General features: G+C 62.7%; 20 protein-coding genes. 10 read left to right on the forward strand and 10 right to left on the reverse strand.

Annotated elements, in window-relative coordinates; genetic code table 11:
* Window positions 1–59: 59 nt before the first annotated feature.
* A complete protein-coding gene (locus AB9K35_RS12280) occupies window positions 60–986 on the forward strand; it encodes a LysR family transcriptional regulator (RefSeq protein WP_369926436.1) in 927 nt (308 codons plus the stop codon).
* Here AB9K35_RS12280 and AB9K35_RS12285 read toward each other — a convergent pair.
* From AB9K35_RS12285 to AB9K35_RS12295, 3 genes are all read right to left on the reverse strand, one after another.
* Window positions 962–2,365 carry a TRAP transporter large permease gene (locus tag AB9K35_RS12285; protein WP_369926438.1) on the reverse strand — a complete coding sequence of 468 codons (1,404 nt, stop codon included), beginning with the start codon at window positions 2,363–2,365 and terminating at the stop codon, window positions 962–964. The two genes, AB9K35_RS12280 and AB9K35_RS12285, sit on opposite strands and share 25 nt — an antisense overlap.
* Window positions 2,366–2,370: 5 nt before the next feature.
* Complete coding sequence (locus tag AB9K35_RS12290; protein WP_222453703.1) at window positions 2,371–3,042, reverse strand: TRAP transporter small permease; 672 nt, start codon at window positions 3,040–3,042, stop codon at window positions 2,371–2,373.
* Window positions 3,043–3,126: 84 nt separating this feature from the next.
* Window positions 3,127–4,143, reverse strand: coding sequence for a C4-dicarboxylate TRAP transporter substrate-binding protein (locus AB9K35_RS12295; RefSeq protein ID WP_222453704.1), 1,017 nt, complete (start codon window positions 4,141–4,143; stop codon window positions 3,127–3,129).
* Between the two features lie 487 nt (window positions 4,144–4,630).
* On the opposite strand from AB9K35_RS12295, the gene acs reads away from it, so the two are divergent.
* From acs to AB9K35_RS12335, 8 genes are all read left to right on the forward strand, one after another.
* Window positions 4,631–6,592: an acetate--CoA ligase gene (gene acs / locus AB9K35_RS12300; RefSeq protein WP_369926441.1), complete on the forward strand. Its 1,962-nt coding sequence runs from the start codon at window positions 4,631–4,633 to the stop codon at window positions 6,590–6,592.
* A 7-nt stretch (window positions 6,593–6,599) separates the two neighbouring features.
* Entirely contained in the window at window positions 6,600–7,283 is a 684-nt protein-coding gene (locus tag AB9K35_RS12305; protein ID WP_369926443.1) for an adenylate kinase, read from the forward strand.
* Window positions 7,284–7,485: 202 nt separating this feature from the next.
* A complete protein-coding gene (locus AB9K35_RS12310) occupies window positions 7,486–7,770 on the forward strand; it encodes a DUF4212 domain-containing protein (protein ID WP_222453707.1) in 285 nt (94 codons plus the stop codon).
* Between the two features lies 1 nt (window position 7,771).
* Entirely contained in the window at window positions 7,772–9,556 is a 1,785-nt protein-coding gene (locus AB9K35_RS12315; protein WP_369926445.1) for a sodium:solute symporter family protein, read from the forward strand.
* 193 nt (window positions 9,557–9,749) lie between these two features.
* The gene (locus AB9K35_RS12320; protein ID WP_369926447.1) at window positions 9,750–11,573 is read left to right on the forward strand and encodes a DUF294 nucleotidyltransferase-like domain-containing protein; all 1,824 of its coding nucleotides are present in this window, start codon (window positions 9,750–9,752) and stop codon (window positions 11,571–11,573) included.
* Window positions 11,574–11,658: 85 nt separating this feature from the next.
* Entirely contained in the window at window positions 11,659–12,174 is a 516-nt protein-coding gene (locus tag AB9K35_RS12325; protein WP_369926449.1) for a hypothetical protein, read from the forward strand.
* A gap of 2 nt (window positions 12,175–12,176) precedes the next feature.
* Complete coding sequence (locus AB9K35_RS12330; protein WP_369926451.1) at window positions 12,177–13,586, forward strand: exonuclease domain-containing protein; 1,410 nt, start codon at window positions 12,177–12,179, stop codon at window positions 13,584–13,586.
* A gap of 60 nt (window positions 13,587–13,646) precedes the next feature.
* Window positions 13,647–14,147, forward strand: coding sequence for a flavin reductase family protein (locus AB9K35_RS12335; RefSeq protein WP_369926453.1), 501 nt, complete (start codon window positions 13,647–13,649; stop codon window positions 14,145–14,147).
* A gap of 60 nt (window positions 14,148–14,207) precedes the next feature.
* Here the strand turns inward: AB9K35_RS12335 and AB9K35_RS12340 are convergent, their stop codons facing one another.
* The 7 genes from AB9K35_RS12340 to AB9K35_RS12370 all read right to left on the reverse strand — a co-directional run bounded on the left by AB9K35_RS12340 (window position 14,208) and on the right by AB9K35_RS12370 (window position 22,016).
* A complete protein-coding gene (locus AB9K35_RS12340) occupies window positions 14,208–14,996 on the reverse strand; it encodes a 4Fe-4S dicluster domain-containing protein (RefSeq protein ID WP_369926455.1) in 789 nt (262 codons plus the stop codon).
* Window positions 14,997–15,318: 322 nt separating this feature from the next.
* Complete coding sequence (locus tag AB9K35_RS12345; protein WP_369926457.1) at window positions 15,319–16,305, reverse strand: ABC transporter substrate-binding protein; 987 nt, start codon at window positions 16,303–16,305, stop codon at window positions 15,319–15,321.
* A 69-nt stretch (window positions 16,306–16,374) separates the two neighbouring features.
* A complete protein-coding gene (locus AB9K35_RS12350; protein WP_369926458.1) occupies window positions 16,375–17,220 on the reverse strand; it encodes an ABC transporter permease in 846 nt (281 codons plus the stop codon).
* Window positions 17,221–17,305: 85 nt separating this feature from the next.
* Entirely contained in the window at window positions 17,306–18,223 is a 918-nt protein-coding gene (locus AB9K35_RS12355) for an ABC transporter permease (RefSeq protein WP_369926460.1), read from the reverse strand.
* Window positions 18,224–18,280: 57 nt separating this feature from the next.
* The gene (locus tag AB9K35_RS12360) at window positions 18,281–19,120 is read right to left on the reverse strand and encodes an ABC transporter ATP-binding protein (protein WP_369926461.1); all 840 of its coding nucleotides are present in this window, start codon (window positions 19,118–19,120) and stop codon (window positions 18,281–18,283) included.
* A gap of 60 nt (window positions 19,121–19,180) precedes the next feature.
* Window positions 19,181–20,635, reverse strand: a complete 1,455-nt coding sequence (gene hydA, locus AB9K35_RS12365) for a dihydropyrimidinase (protein WP_369926463.1) — start codon at window positions 20,633–20,635, stop codon at window positions 19,181–19,183.
* A 130-nt stretch (window positions 20,636–20,765) separates the two neighbouring features.
* Window positions 20,766–22,016, reverse strand: a complete 1,251-nt coding sequence (locus AB9K35_RS12370; protein WP_369926465.1) for a Zn-dependent hydrolase — start codon at window positions 22,014–22,016, stop codon at window positions 20,766–20,768.
* Window positions 22,017–22,298: 282 nt separating this feature from the next.
* Between AB9K35_RS12370 and AB9K35_RS12375 the strand changes: the two genes are divergently transcribed.
* Window positions 22,299–22,913, forward strand: a complete 615-nt coding sequence (locus AB9K35_RS12375) for a TetR family transcriptional regulator C-terminal domain-containing protein (protein WP_369926467.1) — start codon at window positions 22,299–22,301, stop codon at window positions 22,911–22,913.
* Window positions 22,914–23,058 lie beyond the last annotated feature (145 nt).

The raw sequence follows: 23,058 nt of genomic DNA on the forward strand, positions 1-23,058 counted from the left end.
CCGAACGCCGGGCAAGGCTGGTGCGGACTTCCCGCTCCACCGCCAGGACATGCCATTCGATGGACCGCCCCAATCTCCCACTCAACGCTTTGCGCGCATTCGAGGTGGCCGCCCGGCAGGGCAGTTTTACCCGCGCGGCCATTGAACTTCGTGTCAGTCAGGCCGCCGTCAGCCACCAGATCAAGGGGTTGGAGGACCTGCTGGGCGTGGCTCTGTTCACCCGGACCCCCAAGGGGCTTTTGTTGACCGACGAGGCAATGGCATTGTTTCCGGTGATCAGCGACAGTCTGGACCGGGTGGCCCGGGTGCTCGACGGGTTTCAGGACGGGCACTACCGCGAGACCTTGCACGTCGGGGTCGTGACCACATTTGCAGTCGGATGGCTGATGCCGCGGCTCAGGGAATTTCGCAGCGCCTACCCAAGCGTTGATCTGCGGCTCTGGACCAACAACAACCGGGTGGACATCACCAAGGAAGGCCTGAACATGGCCATCCGCTTTGCGGCCGGACGGTGGAGCGGCTGTGAGGCGGTTGCCCTCATGGAAACGCCTCTGACCGTGCTCTGCGCGCCAGAGCTTGCCGCAAAGCTGAGGACACCCGGCGATCTGCAGGCGCAGGTTTTGCTACGCTCCTACCGTGCCGACGAATGGCCCAGCTGGTTCGAAGCCGCCGGGGAAGCCTGCCCGAATTTATGCGGCCCGGTCTTCGACAGCTCCATCGCCATGGCTGACCTTGCCGAATCCGGCGACGGGGTGGCGCTGCTGCCCGCCGCCATGTTCGCCGCACGCCTGGACCGCGGCACATTGATCGCGCCCTTTGAAACCGAAGTCACCAATGGCCGCTACTGGCTGACGCGCCCGGCCCATAAACCGGCAACCCCGGCGATGCGCTGCTTTCAGGAGTGGCTCCTTCAGCAGATGGGCGACGCTGCCGCAACAGCGCCGCAGGGCCAGCTTTGCCATCAGCCCGCCAGCGACGGCAAGTAGAGAACGATCCCCGGGAAAGCCACCAGCAGCCCGATGGTAACCGCATCGGCGATGAAGAACGGTGTCACGCCACGAAACACGTCCTGCACGCTCAAATCATCGCGCACCCCCGCCACGACAAAGCAGTTGAGCCCGATGGGCGGGGTGATCAGGCAGAACTCGGCCATTTTCACCACCAGGATGCCGAACCAGATCGCACACATCGGCCCGCTCATGCCAAACGCACTGTCGGCCGCGGCGACGCTTTCGCCCCCGTTCAGCGCCATCACCGCCGGGTAGACCACCGGGAGGGTCAGCAGCAGCATGCCGATGGCGTCCATGAACATTCCCAGCACCGCATAGGCCAGAAGGATGCAGATCAGGATCACCATCGGTGACATTTCGAGCGAGGTGATCCAATCGGAAAACGCCCCGGGAAGATCGGCAAAACCGAGGAAGCGCACGTAGATCAGGACCCCCCAGATGATGGTGAAGATCATCACCGTCAGCTTGGCAGTCTCCAGCAACGCAGACTTCAGTTCCGCCCACTTCATGCCGCGGTAGACCGCCATGCAGAAGACGACAAACGCGCCCAATGCCCCGCCTTCGGTCGGCGTACCCCAGGCATCGCCGCCAAAGGGATTGTAGACAAAGCAGATGATGATCACGACGACAAAGATGATCGGCAGCGCACCGGGCAGCGCCGCAAAACGCTGCCCCCAGGTGAAGCCGCGCACCGGCGGGCCAACGGATTTGAAGATCACCGCGATGCCGACGATGAGCAAGCCATAGATGACCGCCGAGAATGCGCCCGGGATGAAACCTGCCAGCAGCAGCTTGCCCACGTCCTGTTCGACGATGATCGCGTAGATCACCAGAATTGCCGAGGGCGGAATGAGCGAGGCCAGCGTGCCGCCAGCTGCCACCACGCCTGCTGCGAATTGCTTGTTATAGCCGATCTTGAGCATTTCGGGGATGGCGATGCGTGCAAACACGGCCGAGGTCGCCACACTGGCACCCGACACTGCGGCGAAACCCGCCGTGGCAAACACGGTGGAAACCGCCAGCCCGCCCGGCACCCAGGCCAGCCAGCGCTTGGCGGCCTCGAACAGCGCCCGCGTAAGACCCGCGTAATAGGCGAGGTAGCCGATCAGGATGAAGGTCGGAATGAGGCTCAGCGCCTGGCTGGAGACCTTGGAATGCGGCACCTGGCCCGCGATCTTGACCGACACGGTCAGCGCCTTGCCGAACCGGTTCGGATCAAAGCCGAACTTGGCCCAGAAGATCCAGACCAGGCCAACCAGCCCGGCGAGGCCCGCAGCAAACGCCACGCGCATCCCCAGCACAACCATCAGCAACAGCCCGCCCGTGACCCACAGGCCGATTTCAATCGGTTCCATTTTGCTTACCCCTGCCCGTTGTCGCCGCGGTCGGACGCGACGGCATCGCTGTCGTGACCCTCCAGCTGCTCTGCTTCGGCCGCCGCCAGTTCCGCCGCGCTCTGGATCAGCGGCACCGCAACCGGGCGATCCAGCCCGAGAACCAGCGCCCGTCCGTACCCCCAGACCTGCAGCAGCAGCCGCACCGCCAGCACGGCAAAGGCCACCGGCGCCAGCAGCTTGGCTGGCCAGATCGGCAAGCCGATGTCGATAGAGCTGTCACGGCTCCACATCGGCGCGGCAAAATCGAAGGAGCGCAGAAAGTGCGACCAGCTGCCCCAGACCAGCGCTAGGATCAGCAACAGGATCAGCAGAACTGAGAGCAGTTCGAACAGCCACAAGGCGCGCCCTTTCAGGGCACCGATGAAGATGTCCATGCGGATGTGGCCGCCACCGCGCTGCACATAAGAGATGCCCATGAAGGCAATCAGCGGCATGATCTGTTCGATCCAGTCGACATAGCCGGGCAGCGGCGCGTTGGCCGCGTTGCGCCCTCCCACCGAGACCACCGCGAGCACCATCAGGGAGAACACTGCCAGCCCACTGAGCAACGCCAGCAGGCGCTCAACCTGCACCAAGTTTCGATCAAGCCTGCTGATCAGGCTGCCATCTTCCAGCACTGCTGCGCCTGCGGCCATACCCTGCCCCCTCCTTGGAAATTTCGCCACGACAAGAAAGGGCCGGAGCAGATACGCCCGGCCCTACCGCGTGTCACGCCCGTATCAGCTGCCTGAGCGGACGTCGTTCAGCGTTTTCTGAACCAAGTCGTACAGCTCCTGCGCCGGCAAGCCCTGATCGGTCATGTCCTTGATCCACTGCGCGTGGATCGGATCACCCGCCACCTTCCGGAACTCGGCCAGTGTCTCGTCCGAGATGACCACTTTCTCAACGCCTTTTTCCTCGAGCACGCTGTCCCATTTTTCCAGCAGCGCACCGTAGTTTTCGAGGTAATGGGCGATGGCCTCATCCACCGAGCTGTCCAGCGCTTCGCGCTCGGCATCGCTCAGGGCCTCATAGGCATCGGTGTTGACGACCACCGGGCAGTTCACGGTGCCGGGGTTCAGGTTGGAAGTCCACCAGTCGGCCTTGTTGATGGTGCCAAAGCTCAGATGCGCGTGCTGGGCAAAGGCAACGGTGTCGACGACGCCGGATTCCATCGCATTGTAGGCCTCGGTCGCGGTCACCGAGGTCGGCACCGCGCCAACTGCAGAGAACGCCTGCCCGATGCCACCGGTGGCCCGCACCCGCATGTCCTTGAACTCTGCGAGTTCGTCACGGGGCTCACCTGTGCCAACGATGTTGTACTGCGGCATCGGCGAGGTCATCAGCAGCTTCGCATTCCAGCGCGCCAGATCCGCCTGTACCGCCGGATGCGCATAGACCGCGTGAGACACCGCCACTTCTTCTTCCAGCGTGTTCACGCCCAGAAACGGCAGTTCCAGAACCGTGATCGAGGGGTTCTTGTCCCGGTGGTAGCCGGCACAGAACTGCGCCATCTCGAAGGCACCGATCGAGATGCCATCAAGGTTTTCCTTGTTCTTGGACAGGCCACCATAGCTGATATTCATGGTGAACTCGCCGTTGGTTTTTTCCGAAACCAGCTCGGCCAGCTTTTCGACGTGCTCGGTAAAGGCGCGGCGTTTGCCCCACAGTGACACGTTCCATTCTGTTGCCGCGGCCTCCCCCGCCATTGCAACACCAGCCGTGGCCGCCACGGCAGCGGTCAAAATTCTGTTCATGATGTAACTCTCCCTTATTGCGCCCTTCTTGGCCCGGCAGCGGGCCGGAGAGGTGCGCTTGCAAATCAGGCTAGCGGCAAGGTTTAGCGCTGCCAACCCCTAAGAGGTCAGCGCAACACCAGACCTTCGACGCATCATGGCTGCGCCCCGATCCCGGCCCTGGCACAATATGCCGCAGCCGACACGGTGCCATTTGCCACGCGGTGGAGGCCCAACCCGGGGACCGCCGGGCGGCTGCGACAAGACATCACAAAAGTATATTTACACCCAAGACACTGATTTCAGGCACTAACCTTAGGCAAATAGCAAATTTCTTCACACCAGGCTCAGATCTCGGGAAACTTCTTCACAAGCAAATGCTGAAAATCCAGATGGTTATTCACAAATTTTCAAGCTGCCGTATTATCAGGCACAGGAGGAAACGGTTTGACAGCCACGACACAGCGTTGTCGTTTGTCTTGCCAATATATTTCTGGGAGGAAACCGAATGAACGCGCTGCATGCAGACGCCGTCTATCCGCCATCCGACGAAACCGTTGCCCGTGCACATGTGGACGCCGCGAAATACCAGGAGTTGTATGACGCTTCGCTGGCCGACCCCGAATCTTTCTGGGGCGAACAGGGCAAGCGCATTGACTGGATCAAGCCCTATAGCAAGGTCAAGGACGTCGATTTCAACTTCGGCAATGTTTCGATCAACTGGTACGCCGATGGCACGCTGAACGTTTCCGCCAACTGCATCGACCGCCACCTGGAAACCCGCGGTGACCAGACCGCCATCATCTGGGAGCCGGACGATCCGAACGAGGCCGCGCAGCACATCACCTACAAGGAGCTGCACCGCAACACCTGCCGCATGGCCAATGTGCTGAAAGACCTCGGCGTTTCCAAGGGCGACCGGGTGGTGATCTACCTGCCGATGATTCCCGAAGCGGCTTACGCGATGCTGGCCTGCGCCCGAGTCGGCGCGATACATTCCATTGTCTTTGCAGGGTTTTCGCCGGATGCGCTGGCCGCTCGTATCAATGGTTGCGACGCGAAGGTGATCATCACCGCCGACGAAGCCCCCCGCGGTGGCCGCAAGACGCCGCTGAAATCGAACGCCGATGCCGCTCTGCTGCATACCAAGGATACGCTGAAATGCCTGGTGGTGAAACGCACCGGCGGCCAGACCACTTGGGTAGACGGGCGCGACCACGACTACAACGCGCTGGCGCAGAACGCCGCCGACAGCTGCGAACCGGCCGAGATGAACGCCGAAGATCCGCTGTTCATCCTCTACACCTCCGGCTCCACCGGCCAGCCCAAGGGCGTGGTGCACACCTCCGGCGGCTATCTGACCTATGCGGCGCTGACCCATGAGGTCACATTCGATTACCACGACGGCGACATCTACTGGTGTACCGCGGACGTGGGCTGGGTCACCGGCCACAGCTACATCGTCTATGGCCCGCTGGCCAATGGCGCCACCACCCTGATGTTCGAGGGCGTGCCGACCTACCCCGATGCCAGCCGCTTCTGGCAGGTCTGCGAAAAGCACAAGGTGAACCAGTTCTACACCGCCCCCACCGCCATCCGCGCGCTGATGGGTCAGGGGCCGGAGTTCGTCGAGAAATGCGATCTCAGCAGCCTCAAGGTGCTGGGCACCGTGGGCGAGCCGATCAACCCGGAGGCCTGGAACTGGTACAATGACGTGGTCGGCGAGGGCAAATGCCCGATCGTCGACACCTGGTGGCAGACCGAGACCGGCGGCCATTTGATGACGCCGCTTCCGGGTGCCCACGCGACCAAGCCGGGCGCGGCAATGAAGCCCTTCTTCGGCATCCAGCCAGTGGTTCTGGACCCCACCAGCGGCGTCGAGATCGAGGGCAACGGCGTCGAGGGCGTGCTGTGCATCAAGGACAGCTGGCCGGGCCAGATGCGCACCGTCTGGGGCGATCATGAGCGCTTCGAGAAGACCTATTTCTCCGACTACAAGGGCTACTACTTCACCGGCGACGGCTGCCGCCGCGACGAGGACGGCGATTACTGGATCACGGGCCGTGTCGATGACGTGATCAACGTCTCCGGCCACCGCATGGGCACCGCCGAGGTCGAAAGCGCGCTGGTGGCCCATGCCGCCGTGGCCGAGGCCGCCGTCGTGGGCTATCCGCATGACATCAAGGGCCAGGGCATCTACTGCTACGTGACCCTGATGAACGACCGCGAACCCTCCGAGGAGCTGCGCAAGGAACTGCGCACCTGGGTGCGGACGGAAATCGGCCCGATTGCCTCGCCGGACGTCATTCAGTGGGCCCCCGGCCTGCCGAAGACCCGCTCGGGCAAGATCATGCGCCGCATCCTGCGCAAGATCGCCGAAAACGACTTTGGCAGCCTCGGCGACACCTCGACGCTGGCGGATCCGTCGGTGGTCGACGACCTGATCGCAAACCGTGCAAACAAGGGGTGATCAGCTGATGACGACGGACGTTATGACACGACCCGCGGTGCTGATCCTGCTGGGGCCTCCGGGCGCCGGCAAGGGCACCCAGGCGCGGATGCTGGAGGATGAGTTTGGCTATGTGCAGCTGTCCACGGGCGACCTTCTGCGTGCGGCGGTGGCTGCGGGCACGCCTGCGGGCCTCGCTGCCAAGGCAGTGATGGAAGCCGGCCAGCTGGTCAGCGACGAGATCGTGATCAACATCCTGCGCGACCGTTTGGCGGAGCCGGATTGCGCCAAAGGGGTGATCCTCGACGGCTTTCCGCGCACCACGGTGCAGGCCGAGGCGCTGGACGATCTGCTGGGCGAGACCGGCCAGAAGATCAACGCCGCCATCAGCCTCGAGGTGGACGATGCCGCGATGGTCGAACGCATCTCGGGTCGCTACACCTGCGCTGGTTGCGGCGAAGGCTATCACGACAGCTTCAAGCAGCCCGCCAAGGCAGGCACCTGCGACAAATGCGGCGGCACGGAGATGAAGCGCCGCGCCGACGACAATGCCGAAACCGTTGCCAGCCGACTGGAGGCCTATCACGCGCAGACCGCGCCGCTGATTGCCTACTACAGCGGCAAAGGCGTGCTGAAATCGACAAATGCCATGGGCGGCATCGACGATATCGCCCGTGACATGGCGGCCATCGTGACGACGGCCACCAGCTAACAAACAGAAACGGGGCCGGTGCCGACCGCGCCGGACCCCGTCTTATCCGAAATGGAAATACCCGCCGGATCCGGCAGGCCCAGCGCCTGTCGGCACGGAGGTTGCATGCCTGCGCGCCCTGACCCGCGCCGGGCAAACGGAGAGCGTGTGCCCAGCCCCCGAAGGCCGGGCCGCACAGGAGAGGAAGAAGGAGGAGCCGCTGATGGCGGAACAAACCACACATTCTGCGCAGACCGCCGAGTCCGACAAGGGCTACTGGGCGGCAAACGTGCGCATCATTCTGGTCAGCCTGGTGATCTGGGCTGTCGTGTCATTCGGCTTTGGCATCCTGCTGCGCCCGATGCTTGCAGGCATCAAGGTCGGCGGCAGCGATCTGGGATTCTGGTTCGCCCAACAGGGATCGATCCTGGTGTTCCTGGGGCTGATCTTTTTCTACGCGTTCCGGATGAACAAGCTGGACCGCGAATACGGCGTGGAGGAAGAATAAGATGGACCAGTTTACCATCAACCTGCTGTTTGTGGGCGCGTCCTTCGCGCTCTACATCGGCATCGCGATCTGGGCCCGCGCGGGCTCCACATCTGAATTCTATGCCGCGGGCCGGGGCGTTCACCCGGTCACCAACGGCATGGCCACAGCGGCCGACTGGATGTCGGCGGCGTCTTTCATCTCGATGGCGGGCCTCATCGCCTTCACCGGCTATGACAACTCGACCTTCCTGATGGGCTGGACCGGCGGTTACGTGCTGCTGGCGCTGCTGCTGGCCCCCTACCTGCGCAAGTTCGGCAAGTTCACCGTTTCCGAGTTCATCGGCGACCGGTTCTACTCCCCGACCGCGCGCGTGGTGGCTGTGATCTGCCTCATCGTGGCTTCGACCACCTACGTGATCGGCCAGATGACCGGCGTTGGCGTGGCCTTCGGCCGCTTCCTCGAGGTCTCCAACACTGCGGGCCTGCTGATCGGCGCCTGTGTGGTCTTTGCCTATGCCGTGTTTGGCGGCATGAAGGGCGTGACCTACACTCAGGTGGCACAGTACTGCGTGCTGATCATGGCCTATACCATCCCGGCCATCTTCATCTCGCTGCAGCTGACCGGCAACCCGATCCCGGCGCTGGGCCTGTTCGGCGACCACGCTGCAAGCGGCGAGCCACTGCTGGCCAAGCTGGACGCCATCGTGACCGAGCTGGGCTTCAACGAGTACACCGCGCATCACGGCGACACCTTCAACATGGTGCTGTTCACCCTGTCGCTGATGATCGGCACCGCGGGCCTGCCGCATGTCATCATGCGCTTCTTCACCGTGCCGCGCGTGGCGGACGCCCGCTGGTCGGCCGGCTGGTCGCTGGTGTTCATCGCGCTGCTGTATCTGACCGCCCCGGCTGTCGGTGCCATGGCGCGCCTCAACATCACCGAGATGATGTGGCCGAACGGCGGCATCGAAGGCGGCGCCGTGACAGTGCAGCAGATCGAGGATGATCCCAAGTACGACTGGATGGCGACCTGGCAGCAAACCGGCCTTCTGGGCTGGGAAGACAAGAACGGCGACGGTGCGATCCAGTACTACAACGACAAGAACGCTGACATGCAGGCCGTGGCCGAAGCCAACGGCTGGGCGGGCAATGAGCTGACCAACTTCAACCGCGACATCCTGGTGCTGGCCAATCCTGAGATTGCCAACCTGCCGGGCTGGGTGATTGGCCTGGTGGCGGCGGGCGGTCTGGCGGCGGCGCTGTCGACTGCGGCGGGCCTGCTGCTGGCGATCTCGTCCGCGGTGTCGCACGACCTCATCAAGGGGTCGATCAATCCGAACATCTCGGAAAAAGGCGAGCTGTTGTCGGCGCGTATCGCCATGGCCGTAGCCATTGCGGTGGCGACCTATCTGGGTCTGAACCCGCCGGGCTTTGCGGCGCAGACCGTGGCGCTGGCCTTCGGCCTCGCAGCTGCCTCGATCTTCCCGGCGCTGATGATGGGCATCTTCACCAAGGTGAACAACAAGGGCGCCGTGGCTGGTATGCTGGCAGGTCTGATCGTGACCTTGGTCTACATCTTCCTGCACAAGGGCTGGCTGTTCATCCCGGACACCAACTCCTTCACCGATGCGGACCCGCTGCTGGGCACCGTCAAATCCACCTCCTTTGGTGCGATCGGGGCGATGGTGAACTTTGCGGTGGCCTACTTCGTGTCGAAATCGACCGAGGCGATCCCCGCCGAGATCGAAGAGCTGGTGGAAAGCGTGCGCATCCCCCGCGGCGCAGGTGCCGCGCAGGACCACTAATCCCCGCAGAGGCGGGCTGTCCTCCCTGCGGCCCGCCTCTTTCCTCTTGGTCCCGCCCGGTTCACACGTGGCGGGACCATTTTTGCCTCCCCCGTATTGAAGGCAAAGCCTCCAATTGCGGAGACCATCCGGGCCAGACTAGGCCCATGGCCCGTGAAGGCAACGATATCCCGAAGACGGAGACGCCCTGCTGATGCCCCTGTCCGACACCGCCCTGCTCCGTTTTCTGAACTCGGTTCATCCCTATGACAGCCTGCCGCCGGTCGAGCTTCGGGAACTGGCCCCCAAATTCCATCTGATCGAGGCTCCGGCCGGAACGCAGGTCTATACCCTCGGTGAAAATCTGGACGGGCTTTACCTGGTGCACACCGGCGAGGTGGAAGTCACCGATGAAAACGGCATTCCCGTCTCCAACCTCGGGCCGCGCAATTCCTTCGGCGAACGCGGGCTGACCCGCGGCGGGCGGGCCGTAACCTCGGCCGTGACCACCACCGACAGCCTGCTGCTGCTGCTGCCCGCAGCGGACTTTCACGGCCTGATGGCCAGCCAGCCAAAGGTCGCCCGATTCTTTGACCGTCGCCGTCCCGGTAGCCCGGCGAACAACACCCTGGCCACCATGCGGGTCGCAGACATCATGTCCCGCCCCCCTGTCACCTGCCCGGTTGAACAGACCTGCCAGGGCGCCGCGCAGCTGATGCGCGATCAGAATATCTCCTCGGTCTGCGTTACCCAGCACGACCAACTGAAGGGTATCCTCACCACCCGCGACCTCACGTCGAAACTGCTGGCACAGGGATGGCCCGCCACCACGCCGGTCGCCGATGTGATGAGCCGGGATCCGCTGACGCTATCACCCTCCGCTCTCGGCTCGGAGGTCCTGCAGATGATGATGGAACACGGCATCGGACATATCCCGGTGGTCCAAGGCGACGCATTGGTCGGCATCGTCACGCAGACCGACCTCACGCGGTTTCAGGCCGTGAACTCCGGCGAGCTGGTGCTGACCATCGCACGCGCCACCAGTGTCGAGGACATGGCGCGGGCCACTGCCGAAATCCCCCGTCTGCTGGTGCAGCTGGTCGCTGCCGGAAACCGGCACGAGGTCGTGACACGTCTGATCACCGACATCGCCGACAGCGTGACCCGCCGTATGCTCGCGCTGGCCGAGAAGACACTGGGACCACCGCCGGTGCCCTATCTGTGGCTGGCCTGCGGATCGCAAGGTCGGCGCGAGCAGACCGGCGTGACGGATCAGGATAACTGTCTCATTCTGGCGGACGGGCTGGCACCGGGCGACGACGCATATTTCGCCCAACTTGCGAAGATCGTCTGCGATGGCCTTCACCATTGCGGTTACATCTATTGCCCCGGCGACATGATGGCGACCAACGCAAGATGGCGCCAGCCGGTTCACATCTGGCGCAGCTATTTCCGCAACTGGATCGCGCGCCCCGATCCAGAAGCGCAGATGCTGGCCTCGGTCATGTTTGACCTGCGGCCGATCGGCGGCGACCATTCGCTGTATGGCGATCTGCAGGGAGAAACCCTTGGGGCGGCGCGTCAAAATTCTATCTTCACCGCCCACATGGTGGCCAATTCCCTAAAACACCAACCACCCCTGGGATTGCTGCGCGGTCTGGCGACCATTCGGTCGGGCGAACACCGCAACACGCTGGACATGAAGCACAACGGCGTTGTGCCCGTGGTCGACCTGGGCCGCATCTATGCGCTGACCGGCGCCATTCACTCCGTCAACACCCGCGCCCGCCTCGAAGCCGCTGCCGCCACCGGACTGCTGAGCCCGGCAGGTGCGCAGGATCTACTCGACGCCTACGACCTGATCGCCCAGACACGGCTGGAACATCAGGCGCAGCAAATCCGAAGCGGCGAAATGCCAGACAACTATCTGGCGCCTTCTGATTTGTCGGATCTTGAGAGAAGTCATCTGCGTGATGCGTTCGTTGTGGTAAAAACCATGCAATCGGCGGTGGGTTACGGCAGGAGACTGCTGAGCTGATGCTTGTCCCTCGCAGCCTGCCGGGCGCTGGACGCCAGCGCCGATTGAGCAAGACAGGACGGCCCCGGGCCTATGGAGAAGAGACATGTTTCTGGAACTGATCGGCGTGATTTTCGCAGGTTTCGCAGCTGCGGGTCTGGTAATGCTGCTGGGCAAGTTGCTGGGCGGTCGCCTGCCGCGCTGGCTGGCACCCGTGGCTGCGGGCCTAGCCATGATCGCAGCGACAATCACCTCGGAATACGGGTGGTACACGCGCAGCGCGGCTGCCCTGCCCGAGGGGGTGGTGGTCGCACAAACCGTCGAAAACCGCAGTTTCTACCGCCCCTGGACCTATGCTGTGCCCTACGTCGACCGCTTTGCAGCCGTCGACACGGCCACCCTCAAGTCCCACGCGGACCATCCCGGCATCTACCTCGCGGATGTGTATTTCTTCGGTCGCTGGTCCGCCGTGCAGAAACGGCCGGTCTGGCTCGACTGCGCGGGTGGGCGCCGCGCCCTTGCCACGAGCGGCACGCCCTTCATCGACGGACGCCCCGCGGCAGAAAACTGGATCCCCGCCGCTGAGGATGACCCCATCCTGCGCGTTGCTTGCGGAGCCTGACCATGCTGTCCGCTCTTGGCCTGCGCCTGCGCATTTTCCTCTTTTTCTGCCTCCTGGCCCTCGGGGCCATTGCGGTCACTTTGGCCGCTCTCTGGCTTGGGTACAGCCGTGCAGGCGAACCGGCGTTGCGCGATGCGTTCGTCTTTGTCGGCCTCTTCAGCGGGTTCTGCATGCTCGGCCTATGCGCCGCGATCTGGCTGCTGTTCGACGAAAACGTCGCCAAACCCATCGAGCAGCTGGCGGCAGCCATGCGCGCCCGCGCCCATGCAGGCGTCAACCGCGAGCTGGACACCCATGGCGCGCGCTACCTTGGCGACCTCGCCCCGGCGGCACAGGGGCTGGCGGGGCAGCTAGGTCAGGCGGCGCTCGCCTCTGCCGAAGCCATCGCCCGGGAAACCGAACATCTGGAAGCCGAAAAGAAGCGTCTCGCCGCCCTGCTCACCGATATTCCCATCGCGACGGTCATGGCCAGCACCACCCACCAGATCGTGCTGTATGATGGACAGGCCGCCGCTGTGCTGGCACAGGAGGCCCCGCCCCGCCTGAACGCCCCCTTGTCGGACTATTTGGACCTGAACGGTCTGCAGGCCGCCTATGGCCGCATGATGCGCAGCGGTCGCGACTTGCGCACGCGCGTCAAAAGCGCAAATGGCGAGAGAGTTCATGACCTCCACCTGAAGCCATTGGGCGACGCGCCGGGCTATATCATCCTGTTCGAAGGCACCGCAGCAGACGCTGCCCCGCCGGAGGCCCGCCCTCTGATCTATGATTTTGCCCTGCTCGATTCGAACCACGCGGAATTGAACGACCGCACGCTCGACAGTCTCAGCTACGTGGTGTTCGACACCGAAACCACCGGGCTGTTGCCCCACAAGGACGAGATCGTGCAGATCGGCGCCCTGCGCGTCGTCCGCGGCCGCATCATTCCGGGCGAAACCTTCGAGACACTGGTTGATCCCGCCATCAAAATCCCCGCCAGCGCCACGCGGGTGCATGGGATCACCGACACCATGGTCGAGGGCGCGCCAGGCATCGCCGAAGCGGCACGCGCCTTTCATCGTTTTGCCTCCGACGCCGTGATCGTGGCCCATAACGCGCCTTTCGACCTGGCCTTTCTGCACCGCCACGCCAAGCGCAGTGGCGTGACATGGGACCAGCCTGTCCTCGACACCGTCCTGCTGAGCGCCGTGCTGTTTGGCGCCTCACAATCGCACACACTGGATGCGATCTGCGACCGGCTGGAGATCTCGATCCCTGCGAAGCTGCGCCACACCGCGATGGGGGATGCGCGGGCCACGGCGGAGGCCTTCTGCAAGATGCTGCCCATGCTGCAGGCGCGTGGTCTGACCACCTTTGAGGCGCTGCTCGAGGAAACCCGACGGCATTCGCGTTTGATTGCGGATATGAACTAGGTAGACAATTGCGCCCATGCGTGGCAGGTCACTGCCCGAACCGGAGAGAAGGCGCAGGACATGGCCGACACCAGCTTTATTCCCGGTCCGGACATGGTCCGGGCCTACCGCGATGCGCTCGGCTGCTTTGGCACCGGCGTGACCGTCGTCACGACCATGACCCCCAACGGACCACTTGCAATCACCGTCAACAGCTTCACCTCCGTTTCGCTGGATCCTCCGCTGCTGCTGTGGTGCCCCGCCCGCAGCTCGCTGCGCCACGACACTTTCGTCGCCGCACAGCATTTTGCCATTCACGTAATGGCGGAAGACCAGCTGCTGATGGCGAAACATTTTGCCGCCCATGGTGAGGATTTTTCCCCCTTCTCCTGGACGCCCAATGCAAATGGCGCCCCCGCCCTGGAGGGCGTTCTAGCGCGGTTCGATTGCCGCCATTACGCGACCCATCCAGCAGGCGATCACAGCATCATTCTGGGCCAGGTCGACAATGTGACCACCCGCCCCGGCAAAGGGCTGATGTTCAAACGTGGTCAATACGGCGGCTTCCTGCAGCAAAGCTGAGACACGTCGAGGCAATAGTTCGCGAATTGTCCGCCTGGCAGCATGGGGATGCATTTGCGGTCAGGACACGTTCTGCCTCCGCGTCTCCGCTGGAGAAACGGAACGGGGCGAAGCAGGCGCAAGTCGCAACGGAAGAACCGCGCCCGCGGACAAGTCCATCTGTGGCGCCAACCCCAGAGCGCGTTGCGGACATATCGAAACACACAATCCGCATTGAACGCAGTTTGTTTCAACAAGGTTCAATTCGCAGCCGTTTTCCGACAGGCTCAACGCGTCTGAAGGGCATACCCAGACGCAGCTGCTGCAGCTGTTGCACAGGTCGCGATCCAGCACGACCGCCCCGTAGGGCGATTGGTCAGGCAACGGCACCAGCTTCCGCTCCAGGGGCAGAAGCGCCGCAGCACTGGCCCGGGCTGAATCACGACGGCTGCCCACGGCCAACACTCTGGGGTCGACAGGCGCGTGCCACTCAACCCCTTGCGACAACCCTTGCAGCAACTCCCTGGAGGTGTTGAACAGCTTGATCCGATCGGCAGCGCCCAATCTGCAAGCCAACTCGACCTCCCGCAACTGGTCACGAAGACCATGGCGACCAATGGTCTGAAGGAAAATCATGTCGAACCCGCCTGCCAAGGCGTGCAGCAGATCCGGGTGCGTTATATTCTCGAGGCAGCAGACCGCCACCGGACAAACATCCCCCTGCAGAGGGCCGCTCATCTCTGGCACCATCGGCTCGACTTCGAACAGCAGCAAGATCTGCGCGCGTCCCGTCTCCTGCTTGCGCAGGTAGGCCGCATCGCATTGGGAAATCAAAGGGAGGTCGCAGCTGCGCTTGATCAGAGACCGCAAGGCAGGACGGCCCTGAACGGCATCACGCTTGCAACAGCCATCCACATCCGACGAGGCGCACAGGCACAACTTCTGAGGTGGACTGCCAGCCCATGCTTGCCCTTCCGAGATATAGGCGCGCATTTCTCCCATAGGATGTATATTAACACATTTATCCACACCGCAAACTTGTATGTGGGAAATTCCTCTGTTTTATCGCCCCTTTAACTTCACGATGGAATTACAAAACCCGCCGCATCATCTGACACGGCGGGTGTGGCTACGCTGACGCTGCGGGTCGCAGCAGTGTACTGCACGCGACAACGCAGCGAACGCCTGCAGCCTATTTCAAGGCTGCGTCGGTAATCACATGGGTCCAGGCACCTTCCGGCTCCTTGGTAATGACGGGCGACGAACCGCCGGTCAGCAGCGTGTCCACCGTGCGCTGGTAATCTGCGGGATCAAGTGCGCCGTCGCTTCCGGACGTCAACTTGGCAATCTCACGCATCATGCGTTGCTGATGGGTTTCCGTCTGGGCGCCCGAAGCATCGTTGTCCAGCACGATTTCTGCCGCTTCATCCGGGTTCTCTTCAGCGTATTTCCAACCCTTCATGGAGGCCCGCACGAAACGCTGCATCTTGTCGACGAATTCAGGGTCCTCCAGCTTGTCCTCCAGCACATAGAGACCATCCTCCAGCGTTGCGACGCCCTGATCCTCGTATTTGAAGGTGATCAGCTCATCCTCGGAGACACCCGCGTCGATGACCTGCCAATATTCATTGTAGGTCATGGTCGAGATGCAGTCGGCCTGTCGCTGCAACAACGGGTCCACGTTGAAACCTTGTTTCAAGACCTCGACACCATTTTCGCTTTTGCCTTCCGTGGAAATGCCCAGCTGGCTCATCCAGCTCATGAATGGGAATTCATTGCCGAAGAACCACACGCCCAAGGTACGGTTGGCCAGGTCCGCGGGCTCGGAAATGCCGGTGTCCTTCCAACATGTCAGCATCATCCCGGAGGACTTGAAGGGCTGGGCGATGTTGACCAGCGGCAAGCCCTTTTCGCGTGCCGCGAGGGCGGCAGGCATCCATTCCACAGTGACATCGGCACCGCCGCCTGCGATCACCTGGGTCGGGGCAATGTCGGGGCCGCCGGGCAGAATGGTGACATTGAGGTCTTCTTCCTCGTAGAACCCCTTGTCCTGTGCCACGTAGTAGCCGGCGAACTGCGCCTGGGTCACCCACTTCAGCTGCAGGGTCACATCATCCGCGGCCTGCACCGCGGAGCCAGCCGCCAAAGCCAAGGCCGCCGCTGTCATGATATTTTTCATCGCATAGTCTCCCAGTTGGTTGTTTTTGACTTCTGTTTATTCTTGTTGTTGGTCCTTCCCTGCCCGGCCTCAGCTGCGCTGCGACGGGTGCCAGAAGGTCAGGGTCTTCTCGATCAGCGCAACCAGCCCGTAAAAGGCCGAGCCTGCCAGCGCCGCTACCACGATTTCCGCCCAGACCATGTCCAGTGCCAGCTGACCGACGCTGGTGGATATGCGAAACCCCATGCCTACGGTGGGTGAGCCGAAGAACTCTGCCACAATCGCGCCGATCAGCGCGAGGGTGGTCGAGATCTTCAGCCCGTTGAAGACAAACGGCAACGCCGCGGGAAGCCGCAGCTTGAAGAAAGCCTGCCAATAGCTTGCCGCGTAGGTCTGCATCAGATCGCGCTGGATGGCCGTGGTTTCGCGCAAGCCCGCCACGGTGTTCACCAGCATCGGAAAGAACACCATCACCACGACGACCGCAGCCTTGGACTGCCAGTCAAAGCCGAACCACATCACCAGGATCGGCGCGGTGCCGACGATGGGCAGCGCGGCCACGAAGTTGCCCACGGGCAGCAGCCCGCGGCGCAGAAAATCACTGCGGTCCACCAGGATTGCGGTCAGGAAGGCTGCCGCGCAGCCGATCACATACCCCCCCAGCGCGCCCTTCAGGATGGTCTGCACGAAGTCCTGCCACAGGATCGGCAGGCTGTCGGCAAAGCGCGCTGCAATCACCGAAGGCGCCGGCAGGATCACCAGGGACACCGCCAGCCCGCGCACCAACAGCTCCCAGACCAGCAGAACTGTCATGCCAAAGATCGCCGGCACCAGCAGCTGCACTGTTCGGGTCTGCGCTGCCGGACTGGTTGCCAAACGCGCGTTCAGCCACCAGCCGAGACACCACACCACCACCGCAAGCACGACCATCACCATGGCGCACCGCCTTTCTGCCTCTTGCCGAGATACCCCTGGGTGGGTCGCGCAGCGGCGAGGGCGAAGCCCTCAATTAAATGGTCGATCATGCGCTGACCCCCATGCGTTTCAGAACCAGCCGTTCAATCAGCCCCAAAAGCGCCACCAGCAGCGCCGCCAGGATCGCCGCCGCAAACAGCGCCGACCAGATCTGCACGGTCTGCCCGTAATAGCTGCCTGCCAGCAGCCGCGCGCCCAGACCAGACACCGCGCCAGTCGGCAGCTCGCCCACGATGGCCCCCACCAAGGACGCTGCGATGCCGATCTTGAGCGACGCAAACAGATAGGGCATCGATGACGGCAGTCGCAGTTTCCAGAACCCTTGCGCAGTGCTGGCGTTATAGGTTTTCAACAGGTCCAGCTGCATCGCGTCCGGCGCGCGCAGCCCCTTGACCATGCCGACGACCACCGGAAAGAAGCTGAGATAGGCTGAGATCACCGCCTTTGGGATGATCCCCTGCACGCCGATGGAATAGAGCACCACGATAATCATCGGCGCCAGTGCGATGATGGGGATGGTTTGGCTGACAATCGCCCAGGGCATCACCGACATGTCCATCACGCGGCTGTGCACGATCCCCACCGCCAGCAGGATCCCGAGGCCCGTACCAATGGCAAAACCAAGAAGCGTCGCCGACAACGTCACCTGCCCGTGGTAGATCAGGCTGCGTTTCGAGGTGATCTTCTTCTCGACCGTGGTCTGCCACAGCTCAACCACCACCTGGTGCGGCGCAGGCAGGCGCGGGCGTTCCTGCACCCAGGTATCCCCGATGGCAAAGCTGTTGTTCGCCACCAGCCCCAGCGTGCCCAGATCGCGGCGCGCCTTGGGGGTTGCGGGCGTCACCTCGGCCCCCGCGCGTTCGGCCTGGTCCAGCACGCCCTTGATGTTCATTGGTACGCAGGCCGCGTACCACAGCGCAATGATCGCGGCGAGCACGGTCAGAACGGCAAAAAACGTCTTCATGCCCACGCCCCCCGCAGCCCGTCGGCGGCAAACGCGGAGCGGCCGGAGATTCCAAGTTCAGTCATCGGCATGCCCCGCCCGCAGGCCTTCGCGCACCCGGTGGGCAATCTCGATGAACTCCGGACTGTCGCGGATGTCCAGCGGGCGCTCTTTGGGCAGGGTGCTGTCGATCACGTCGTGGATGCGGCCGGGCCGCGGCGACATGACGACGATCTTGGTCGAAAGATACACCGCCTCGGGGATCGAGTGGGTGACGAAGCCGATGGTCTTGTTGGTGCGCGCCCAGAGCTTCAAGAGCTGCTCGTTCAAGTGATCGCGCACGATCTCGTCCAGCGCCCCGAAGGGCTCATCCATCAGCAGGATATCGGCGTCGAATGCAAGCGCCCGCGCAATGCTGGCCCGCTGCTGCATTCCGCCGGACAGCTGCCAGGGAAACTTGCCGCCAAAGCCTGACAATTCAACCAGTTCCAGCACGTCTTTCACGCGCTTTTCCTGCTCAGCCTTGGAGTATCCCATGATCTCAAGCGGCAGCTTGATGTTCTTGGAAATCGTCCGCCAAGGGTACAGCCCCGCGGCCTGGAACACATAACCATAGGCGCGATTGCGCCGCGCCTCATCCGGCGTCATGCCATTGACGGTCAGCGAGCCACCTGTCGGGGTTTCCAGCGCCGCGATACAGCGCAGAAAGGTGGTCTTGCCGCAGCCTGACGGCCCGATGAAGGAGACAAAGTCACCTTTGTTGATGTCCAGGCTCACATCTTTCAGCGCATGCACCGCGCCTTCGCCCGATCCGAACGTCAGGTCCAGGTTGCGCGCGGCGATCACTGGCGCGCCAAGGCTGGCATCGGGGGCGGCACTTGCGGGCCGGAGGGCCTCGGGTGGAGTTTCCATATTCATTTCTTCGCCTTGAGTTCCAAAAGGAAAACGGGCCGCCCCGAAGGGCAGCCCGTTCCTGAATTACACGCCTGTCGCCGGAATGCCGCTACGCTCTACCGGGCGCGGCGCTGTCAGTTCCTTCCAGGTCGATAGCGCCTTGTTCACCGTGGTGTTGGCCTCGCGGGCGACAAACTTGCCATGGCCCTCCTGGCACTTGATCTCGCCGTCGTCGACCGCCACCTGGCCGCGGGTCAGCGTATAGCGCGGCAGGCCTTTGACCTTCTGGCCCTCGAACACGTTGTAGTCGATCGCAGACTGCTGGCTGGCGGCAGAGATGGTCTTGGTCTTGGCCGGATCCCAGACCACCAGGTCGGCATCCGCGCCGACCAGAACTGCACCCTTCTTGGGATAGCAGTTCAGGATCTTGGCGATATTGGTCGAGGTCACGGCGACAAATTCATTCGGCGTAAGACGCCCGGTCTCCACGCCATGGGTCCACAGCATCGGCATCCGGTCCTCCAGCCCGCCGGTGCCATTCGGGATCTTGGTGAAGTCGCCGACGCCATAGCGCTTCTGCTCGGTCGTGAAGGCGCAGTGGTCCGTGGCCACCACCGACAAGGAGCCCGACTGCAGACCGGCCCACAAGGAGTCCTGATGCTGCTTGTTGCGGAACGGCGGCGACATCACCCGGCGGGCGGCGTGATCCCAGTCCTTGTTGAAATACTCGCTCTCATCCAGCGTCAGATGCTGGATCAGCGGCTCGCCCCAGACCCGTTTCCCCTGCATGCGGGCGCGGCGGATGGCCTCGTGGCTGTCCTCGCAGGAAGTATGCACCACATACAGCGGCACGCCAGCCATATCCGCGATCATGATCGCGCGGTTGGTCGCCTCGCCTTCCACCTGCGGCGGGCGGGAATAGGCATGCGCCTCGGGGCCGGTGTTGCCGGCCGCCAACAGCTTGGCCGACAGCTCAGCCACCACATCGCCGTTCTCGGCATGTACCATGGCTATGCCGCCCAGCTCCGCCAGACGCTGGAACGACGCATAAAGCTCGTCATCATTGACCATCAACGCGCCCTTGTAGGCCATGAAATGCTTGAAGGTGTTGATGCCGCGCTCCTCGATCACGGTCTTCATGTCGTCAAAGACCTGCTCACCCCACCAGGTGACCGCCATGTGAAAGGAATAGTCGCAGTTGGCGCGGGTCGACTTGTTGTCCCAGCGCTTCAGCGCGTCCAGCAGGCTTTCGCCCGGATTGGGCAACGCAAAGTCCACCACCATGGTCGTCCCACCCGCAAGCCCCGCCCGGGTGCCGCTCTCGAAATCATCCGAGCTGTAAGTGCCCATGAAGGGCATCTCCAGATGGGTATGCGGATCGATCCCGCCCGGCATCACGTAACAGCCGGTGGCATCCAGCTCCTCGTCCCCTTTCAGGTTCGGTCCGATCTGGGTAATGACACCGTTCTCGATCAGAACATCGGCCTTGTAGGTCAGGTCCGCCGTCACGATGGTGCCGTTTCGGATGACTGTGCTCATGATTTAATCTCCCTGGAACGGAGCGCTTCTCGCGCTTTCCTTATCTCTTCCGCCGTCTGGCGCGGCATTTTTTCATCTTTCCCGAAATACTCCGGGGGAGCGGCCCAACGGGCCGCGGGGGCAGCGCCCCCTATTCAACAATCTGCGCCGTCTCGACCACCGCGTGGAACAGCACGTTGGCACCGGCCTCAGCCCACTCCTTGCTGATTTCCTCCGCCTCATTGTGGCTGAGGCCATCCACACAGGGGCACATCACCATCGCGGTTGGGGCGACCCGGTTGATCCAGCAGGCGTCATGGCCCGCACCGGAAATGATATCGAGATGCGAATAGCCCAGCCGCTGCGCCGCATTGCGCACCGCACTGACGCAGCCCTCATCAAAGGCGACCGGGTCAAATCCACCGACCTTTTCAAAGCCGATTTCCACCCCCATCGCCTCTGCGATCTCGGTGCCTTTCTCGCGCAACCGGTTCTCCATATCGGTGATCACGTCCAGTTCCGGGCTGCGGAAGTCGACCGTAAAGACGACCTTGCCCGGGATCACGTTCCGCGAATTCGGGTAGACATCGATGTGACCAGCCGCCCCCACCGCATGTGGCGCATGCGACCACGCGATCTTGTCAACTTCCTCCAGAATCCGCGCCATTGCCAAACCGGCATTCCGCCGCATCGGCATCGGGGTCGACCCCGTATGGGCATCCTTTCCGGTAATCGTCACCTGCGTCCAGCTCAGCCCTTGGCCATGGGTGACGACACCAATGTCCTTGCCTTCCGCCTCCAGGATCGGTCCCTGCTCGATGTGCAACTCGAAAAAGGCATGCATCTTGCGGGCCCCGGTTTCCTCCTCACCGCGCCAGCCAATGCGCTTCAGCTCATCGCCGAATTTCTTGCCTTCGGCATCCTCCCGGTCGTAGGCCCAGTCCTGCGTGTGCACGCCCGCGAACACCCCCGAGGACAGCATGGCAGGCGCAAAACGTGTCCCCTCCTCGTTGGTGAAATTGGTCACCACGATCGGATGCTTCGTCTTGATGTTCATGTCATTGAGCGAGCGGATCAGTTCCAGCCCGCCCAAGACGCCCAGGACACCGTCATATTTGCCACCCGTCGGCTGGGTATCGAGGTGCGATCCGACGTAGACCGGCAGCGCATCCGGGTCCGTTCCGTCGCGCCGCGCGAACATGTTACCCATCTGATCCAAGCCCATGGAGCACCCCGCCTCCTCGCACCATTTCTGGAACAGGGCGCGGCCCTCGGCATCGGCATCGGTCAGCGTCTGACGGTTGTTTCCGCCCGCCACACCGGGACCAATTTTGGCCATCTCCATCAGACTGTCCCACAGCCTGTCGCCATTGATCTTCAGATTTTGTCCTAGCGACGTCATCACGAGCTTCCTTCCCTGTGGGCCTGTCGTTGCAGGCTCGCCTCGGATTATGGTTCCGAGTTCGGTGGCTTCGCGGCGCTGGTCACTTGCGTGCCAGCCTGTGCCGGACCGGATTTTGTTCCGGTCATTGATTTGACCAACTGGTCAAACTCACGCTATCACGGGACGGGTATCAGTCAAGAAATTGACGCATAGCCCCGGAAAAAACCGCGCTGCCCCCAAAAAACAGGCGTTGAATCGTGCAGTCGCACACTGGGACGGCGACAACAGACGAGGACGACCATGCCCGCACCCCGCGCGCCGACCCGGATTCAGCGAAAGAATCGAGCGACCATTCTCGAAGCCGCCCTGGATGTGTTCTCACGCAGCGGCTTTCGTGGATCGACCGTCGATCAGATCGCCAAGGCGGCGGGGCTCTCCAAGCCGAACCTTCTGTATTACTTTCCCTCCAAGGAAGCCATTTTCAACGAGTTGATGGCCGGGCTGATGGACAGCTGGCTGGATCCGCTGCGGCGTCTGGATGCAGACGGTGACCCGCTTGAGGAAATCCTCGCCTATGTTCAGCGCAAACTTCAGATGAGCCGCGATTTTCCGCGGGAAAGCCGCCTTTATGCAAATGAGATCGTGCAAGGAGCGCCGCGCCTGCATGGGGTCATCGCGGGCGAGTTGAAGGATCTGGTGGAGGAGAAGACCGCGTTGCTGCAAAGCTGGATGGACGACGGTCGCATCAATCATGCGCATCCCAAGCACCTGCTGTTCTCGATCTGGTCACTGACGCAGCATTATGCCGACTTCGACGCCCAAGTGCGGCTTCTGATGGGCGACGAAGATCCCTTCGATGCCGCCCCGGACTACCTGGAAACGCTTTATCGGCGGATGCTTACACCCCAAAGCTAACCCAATAACACTCCTGCGCGGGCACCCCTCAGTGGGATGCCACCGCTCCCTTGACGGCGTTGGGGGGGGGGGGGGGGGGAGGGGGGGGGGGGGGGGGAAAGAGGGGGGGGGGAGCGGAGGGAGAGGGGGGGGAGGGAGGGGGGGG

This window comes from Leisingera sp. XS_AS12 (assembly GCF_041224635.1).
Lineage (GTDB): Bacteria > Pseudomonadota > Alphaproteobacteria > Rhodobacterales > Rhodobacteraceae > Leisingera.

What these genes read in the sequence shown, in the direction of transcription:
- AB9K35_RS12280 (WP_369926436.1), top strand. Translation starts at nt 60, where the DNA reads ATGGACCGCCCCAATCTCCCACTCAACGCTTTGCGCGCATTCGAGGTG.
- acs (WP_369926441.1), top strand. Translation starts at nt 4,631, where the DNA reads ATGAACGCGCTGCATGCAGACGCCGTCTATCCGCCATCCGACGAAACC.
- AB9K35_RS12310 (WP_222453707.1), top strand. Translation starts at nt 7,486, where the DNA reads ATGGCGGAACAAACCACACATTCTGCGCAGACCGCCGAGTCCGACAAG.
- AB9K35_RS12370 (WP_369926465.1), bottom strand. Translation starts at nt 22,016, where the DNA reads ATGACGTCGCTAGGACAAAATCTGAAGATCAATGGCGACAGGCTGTGG.
- AB9K35_RS12375 (WP_369926467.1), top strand. Translation starts at nt 22,299, where the DNA reads ATGCCCGCACCCCGCGCGCCGACCCGGATTCAGCGAAAGAATCGAGCG.
- AB9K35_RS12290 (WP_222453703.1), bottom strand. Translation starts at nt 3,042, where the DNA reads ATGGCCGCAGGCGCAGCAGTGCTGGAAGATGGCAGCCTGATCAGCAGG.
- AB9K35_RS12355 (WP_369926460.1), bottom strand. Translation starts at nt 18,223, where the DNA reads ATGAAGACGTTTTTTGCCGTTCTGACCGTGCTCGCCGCGATCATTGCG.
- AB9K35_RS12360 (WP_369926461.1), bottom strand. Translation starts at nt 19,120, where the DNA reads ATGAATATGGAAACTCCACCCGAGGCCCTCCGGCCCGCAAGTGCCGCC.
- hydA (WP_369926463.1), bottom strand. Translation starts at nt 20,635, where the DNA reads ATGAGCACAGTCATCCGAAACGGCACCATCGTGACGGCGGACCTGACC.
- AB9K35_RS12325 (WP_369926449.1), top strand. Translation starts at nt 11,659, where the DNA reads ATGTTTCTGGAACTGATCGGCGTGATTTTCGCAGGTTTCGCAGCTGCG.
- AB9K35_RS12295 (WP_222453704.1), bottom strand. Translation starts at nt 4,143, where the DNA reads ATGAACAGAATTTTGACCGCTGCCGTGGCGGCCACGGCTGGTGTTGCA.
- AB9K35_RS12345 (WP_369926457.1), bottom strand. Translation starts at nt 16,305, where the DNA reads ATGAAAAATATCATGACAGCGGCGGCCTTGGCTTTGGCGGCTGGCTCC.
- AB9K35_RS12285 (WP_369926438.1), bottom strand. Translation starts at nt 2,365, where the DNA reads ATGGAACCGATTGAAATCGGCCTGTGGGTCACGGGCGGGCTGTTGCTG.
- AB9K35_RS12330 (WP_369926451.1), top strand. Translation starts at nt 12,177, where the DNA reads ATGCTGTCCGCTCTTGGCCTGCGCCTGCGCATTTTCCTCTTTTTCTGC.
- AB9K35_RS12315 (WP_369926445.1), top strand. Translation starts at nt 7,772, where the DNA reads ATGGACCAGTTTACCATCAACCTGCTGTTTGTGGGCGCGTCCTTCGCG.
- AB9K35_RS12350 (WP_369926458.1), bottom strand. Translation starts at nt 17,220, where the DNA reads ATGGTGATGGTCGTGCTTGCGGTGGTGGTGTGGTGTCTCGGCTGGTGG.
- AB9K35_RS12305 (WP_369926443.1), top strand. Translation starts at nt 6,600, where the DNA reads ATGACGACGGACGTTATGACACGACCCGCGGTGCTGATCCTGCTGGGG.
- AB9K35_RS12335 (WP_369926453.1), top strand. Translation starts at nt 13,647, where the DNA reads ATGGCCGACACCAGCTTTATTCCCGGTCCGGACATGGTCCGGGCCTAC.
- AB9K35_RS12320 (WP_369926447.1), top strand. Translation starts at nt 9,750, where the DNA reads ATGCCCCTGTCCGACACCGCCCTGCTCCGTTTTCTGAACTCGGTTCAT.